We start from the raw sequence: 4,804 nt of genomic DNA, 5'->3' as shown, positions 1-4,804 counted from the left end.
CTGCCTATCTTTTTTTACCACAAATTGGCTCAATCCTTACTAAATATGGGTTTGGGGCGGGTCGTCACCCCCCCAGCTGCTTATCAATCTATTCAACAAGCTCTCTCTATTGATGGCTCCCTTTTTTCCCCTAGTTGAGCAATTACCCTTTAAGTTGCATAGAGACGGTAATTGCTCGTTTCAACTCGCGGGGATCGGGATTAGATTGGATAAATTCCGTTAACTCTTCTAACATAGATAAATTATGTAGTGATTCTGGCTATTATCTCATAAATCATTTAGGATTGCTATATAAACTAATCCCGATCGCCCTCAAAACCATTTAATGTTATGTGGGACAAAATTGCCGCGCACATCTCTGAAGCAACCGGAGAAACATTTTCCATCGACAATCGCCGTTCAGTCAGCGGCGGCTGCATCAATCAAGGCTATGCTATCAGCAGCAGTTCCCGCAGTTATTTCGCGAAAATAAATCAAGCTTCCCAAGTCCCGATGTTTGAAGCTGAGGCGCTGGGTTTGCAGCAAATGCGGGAAATACAGACGATTCGAGTACCGCAACCGATTTGTTGGGGAACTGAGGGGAATTCAGCTTATATTGTGCTGGAATGGCTGGAGTTGGGAAGTCGCGGGGGCGATATAGCTTGGGAAGAAATGGGGCGCAAATTGGCGGCAATGCACAAATACACCCCCCCCAGCCCCCCCTTGGTAAGGGGGGGAGAAAAGGCTAATTCTGCCTTGCTAAGGGGATGTTTTGGTTGGGATATTAATAATACGATCGGCTCAACTCCTCAAATTAATAACTGGACGGCAAATTGGGCTGAATTTTGGGCTGAACATCGGATTGGTTATCAGTTAAAATTGGCGAGGCGTCGGGGTGGTCATTTTTCCCAAGAGAAACGTTTCTTAAAGGTGATTCCTGAGTTGTTAGCAGGTCACGAACCGCAACCTTCGCTAGTTCACGGGGATTTGTGGGGGGGGAATGCAGGGGTGACATCTGCGGGGGAACCGGTGATTTTTGACCCTGCTGCCTATTTTGGAGATAGAGAAGTTGATATCGCGATGACTGAGCTATTTGGTGGATTCCCTGCGGAGTTTTACCGGGGATATAATCAGGTTTGGCCTTTGGATTCAGGGTATGAACGACGCAAAACTCTTTATAATCTATATCATATTTTGAATCATTTTAATTTGTTTGGCGGGAGTTACGAGTCCCAGGCGAATCAAATGATTAATCGAATTTTGGGTTAGTTAGGAATCAGATTCTTTTTTTACCACCGATGAACGCAGATAAACGTGGACGTTAGGTTTATCTGCGACAGTGGAAACTTTATTTTTGCTTAGCAGCCGCTTTTTTCTTTGCTTCTTTTTCAGCCTTTTTAGCCACTCGATCTGCTTCAATTTTTGCTAACTTGGCCAGTTCTTTTTCTTCAGCTATTTTATCGAGATAGTAGTGGTAATCTCCCAAATAAGGGCGAAATTCTCCATCCCGAATCTCGACAATTTTGTTAGCGACTTGGGAGATGAAATAGCGATCGTGTGAAACGATAATTACCGTACCGTCATAATTCTGAATCGCCTCTTCCATCATCTCTTTAGCCGGAATGTCGAGGTGATTTGTCGGCTCGTCCAAAATTAGCAAATTCACGGGAGTCAACAGCATCTTTGCTAAAGCCAGACGGGCTTTTTCTCCGCCGCTCAAAGCGCCGACTTGTTTGAATACTGTTTCGCCGGTGAATAGAAAACGCCCCAACAAAGTCCGAACTTCTTCATTTTTCCAGTCGGGTACTTCGTCGTGAATTGTTTCGATCACGCTTTTATTCAAATCTAAGGCTTCTGCCTGATTCTGTTCAAAGTAACCGGGGATGACGTTGTGACCTCCCAATTTGACCGTACCTTCAGAAGGCTTTTCTAAACCCATAATCAGGCGCAGCAGGGTTGATTTGCCCGCGCCGTTGGGGCCGAGAAAGGCTATGCGATCGCCCCTTTCAATTAATAAGTCGGCTCCCAAAAATAGGATTTTGTCGCCGTAGGTGTGCACCAAATCTTCAATTATTGCTACTTCGCGGCCGCTGCGGGGTGCGGGGGGAAAGCGGAAGTGCAAAGTTTTTAATCCGCCGGTGGGCGCTTCGATGCGTTCGATTTTATCTAACTGTTTCTCGCGGCTTTTGGCTTGGGTGCTGCGAGTGGCGCTGGCGCGGAATTTTTCAACGAATGCTTGCTGTTTCTCCAGTTCTTTTTGCTGGCTTTCGTAGGCGCTGAGTTGGGCTTCTCTGGCTTCTGCTTTTTGCAGCAGGTAGGAAGAGTAATTGCCGAGGTAGGTGCTGGAAACGCCGCGTTCGGTTTCGACGATTTGGGTGCAGAGCCGATCGAGAAATTCGCGGTCATGGGATACGATTACCATCGGAGTTATCAGCCCTTTGAGGTAAACTTCCAGCCATTCGATCGTTTCTAAGTCGAGGTGGTTGGTAGGTTCGTCTAGTAGCAGGAGATCGGGTTTTTGCAGGAGAATTTTGCCCAAACTCATCCGCATTTGCCAGCCGCCACTGAAGGCGCTGACAAGCCGATCGCCATCTTCGGATTCAAATCCGATTTCTGGTAGAATTTTCTCAATTTGGGCTTCTAAACCGTAGCCGTTTAAGCCTTCAAATTGCCGTTGCAGCCGATCCATTTTGTGGATCAGTTCGTCGAGATTTTCTGGGGTGGAGGCTTCCAAGTCTCGATGGACTTGCATCAGCGATTCGTGTATTTCGTTGGCTTCGCTGAAGGCGCGCCAAAATTCTTCTTTGACGGTGCGAGTCGGATCTACTTCAAATTCTTGGGAGAGGTAGGCGATGTGGAGGCTGGCGGGGCGAATGACTTCGCCTGCAGTGGGTTCGATTTCGCCGGCGATGATTTTGAGTTGGGTGGATTTGCCGGCACCGTTAACGCCTACTAAGCCGATGCGATCGCCTGGCTTGACTTCCCAGGTGACATCTTTGAGTACGACGCCTGTGGGGTAAATTTTACTGATGTGTTCGAGTCGCAGCATTGTTGTGGGGACTAGGGAAGGGCAGGTTTAGCGGCGGATAGGATGCCGGCGCTGAGGTCGAGTTAATCTTAACAAATTTTAATTATATTTAGCGTATTGCCAGATTTTGATTTGGTAGGAGTTACGCGAAGAAACCGGGTTTCTATGAAAAATCGCAGATTCTGGGCTAGAGATATACGAAGAAACCGGGTTTCTGCCCTCGATATGGGTTCAGGACTATTTGGGTGGGGCGATCCTCTTCGAGGGCTTCGCTAACGGGCGATCGTGTTGTTTCAGATTGAATTTCTCGAATAATGGTTGAGACTTCTGCACATTATAATAGTGAGTGTCAACCTCGATCGCAAAAGAGAGCGATCGTGCCCGCAAGAGACATTTATCATCAAGTTGTCAAACAGGCTCTCATTAAGGCTGGCTGGACAATTACCCGCGATCCGTATCCCTTGGCTTGGGCGAATAGAAACCTATCGATCTTGGTGCCGAACAGCTATTAGCTGCTGAGAACAACGATCGCCAGATAGCCGTTGAAGTTAAAAGTTTTATCATAGAGTCTAGAATTGCAGATTTAGAGCAAGCTTTGGGTCAATATACTCTTTACTATGACATCTTAAAACGGACGGAATCAGAAAGACAACTGTATCTTGCACTTCCACTAAATGCTTTTACAGAGCTTTTTGAAGAAATTCTGGGTCAGATATTGCTAGATAATAACCGCCTAAATTTGGTTGTTTTTAACCCAAAAATAGAGGAAATAGTACAATGGATAGCTTAAATAATTATCGCAAACTTGTTAAGCAGCTCCTTACTGAATACGCTGAGATTCCCGTTTTTGACAGTGGGATACAAAATGAAATAATTTTTGATTTGGAAAATGAGCGTTATCTGTTAATAAATATAGGTTGGTTTAATGAGCAGCGCATTCAACATTGCGTGATTCATATTGATATTATTGACGGTCAGGTGTGGATTCAAGCAAATAATACCGATCGCCTGATTGCTGAGGAGTTAGTTGCAGCGGGAGTCCCGGCCAAATCAATTGTTTTGGGGCTTCAACCGCCTGATGTTAGACCTTATACTGCTTATGGAGTGCCTACTAGGGAGCAGCAGCGAGAATCCTTGAAAGTATGATGGAGTGGAAGCGATTTGAGTGGGAGGGCGAGTCCCTACGGGATAGCTTCGCTTCACGTACTTCAAAAACTTTGTAATTTATTCTCTCGCCACTGCCGTCCCTCCCATGAGCGTACAGCATTTTGTCACTCTATTTAATAACATAACCTGGTGATTGTAACCTGTCATACTATCTACCCACAGTATTTTTGGTAAGTGACCACTTGGTGCTGAATGGTTAAAAATTAAAGAGTCTTGATCCCATTTAAGCTGTTTTTTAAACGCATCCTGTGTTTTTAAAACAGTTCTGAGATGAACTTCTTCTTCTGGCATATTAATTTTTTCTTTACGATTGAATTAGACAATCTCTTCATAAAATTGTGTATATAGCTGCAGATTAATTTCGGATTGGATTCTAAATCCAAAGTGTCCACTACTGTATTTTACCCAACGCCTCTCCATTGTACATATCTCAGTGCAGGGAATTCTTTCTACACGATCTTCATAGATTTCTGTATCCACACCGATATCGAGATAAAAAATTTGATTGCGAATGTTACCAACTTTCTTCATAGGATAAATAAGTTTTGTGAAAATAGCAATACTCCGGACAGTTTTTAAGCAGCCAAAGTACCATAAGACAAGACTGAAGGAAGATTAGGATGGTTTAAA

5 protein-coding genes and 1 pseudogene are annotated in these 4,804 nt (G+C 44.8%); 3 read left to right on the top strand and 3 right to left on the bottom strand.

The genetic code is table 11. The features are described from left to right. Positions 1-330 precede the first annotated feature (330 nt). The gene (locus QUA54_RS33710) at positions 331-1,248 is read left to right on the top strand and encodes a fructosamine kinase family protein (RefSeq protein ID WP_333419317.1); all 918 of its coding nucleotides are present in this window, start codon (positions 331-333) and stop codon (positions 1,246-1,248) included. Between the two features lie 79 nt (positions 1,249-1,327). Here QUA54_RS33710 and QUA54_RS33705 read toward each other — a convergent pair whose 3' ends face one another. Continuing rightward, positions 1,328-3,028 carry an ABC-F family ATP-binding cassette domain-containing protein gene (locus QUA54_RS33705; protein ID WP_332985790.1) on the bottom strand — a complete coding sequence of 567 codons (1,701 nt, stop codon included), beginning with the start codon at positions 3,026-3,028 and terminating at the stop codon, positions 1,328-1,330. A gap of 293 nt (positions 3,029-3,321) precedes the next feature. Between QUA54_RS33705 and QUA54_RS34700 the strand changes: the two are divergent. Further along, positions 3,322-3,797: pseudogene (locus tag QUA54_RS34700) on the top strand (element excision factor XisH family protein). Continuing rightward, positions 3,785-4,153 (top strand): XisI protein, encoded by a 369-nt coding sequence (locus tag QUA54_RS33690; RefSeq protein ID WP_333419314.1) that lies wholly within the window; start codon positions 3,785-3,787, stop codon positions 4,151-4,153. Before QUA54_RS34700 ends, QUA54_RS33690 begins: the two are co-directional and overlap by 13 nt. 78 nt (positions 4,154-4,231) lie before the next feature. Here the strand turns inward: QUA54_RS33690 and QUA54_RS33685 are convergent, their stop codons facing one another. Both QUA54_RS33685 and QUA54_RS34695 read right to left on the bottom strand, forming a co-directional pair. Beyond that, the gene (locus tag QUA54_RS33685) at positions 4,232-4,465 is read right to left on the bottom strand and encodes a hypothetical protein (RefSeq protein WP_333419312.1); all 234 of its coding nucleotides are present in this window, start codon (positions 4,463-4,465) and stop codon (positions 4,232-4,234) included. A gap of 24 nt (positions 4,466-4,489) precedes the next feature. Beyond that, on the bottom strand, positions 4,490-4,705 hold the full coding sequence (locus QUA54_RS34695; protein ID WP_445301615.1) for a GUN4 domain-containing protein: 216 nt from the start codon (positions 4,703-4,705) through the stop codon (positions 4,490-4,492). Between the last annotated feature and the right edge of the window lie 99 nt (positions 4,706-4,804).

Source organism: Microcoleus sp. MOSTC5, from assembly GCF_036701825.1.
GTDB lineage: Bacteria > Cyanobacteriota > Cyanobacteriia > Cyanobacteriales > Microcoleaceae > Microcoleus > Microcoleus asticus.
This window is presented reverse-complemented; position numbering and strand designations above follow the sequence as displayed.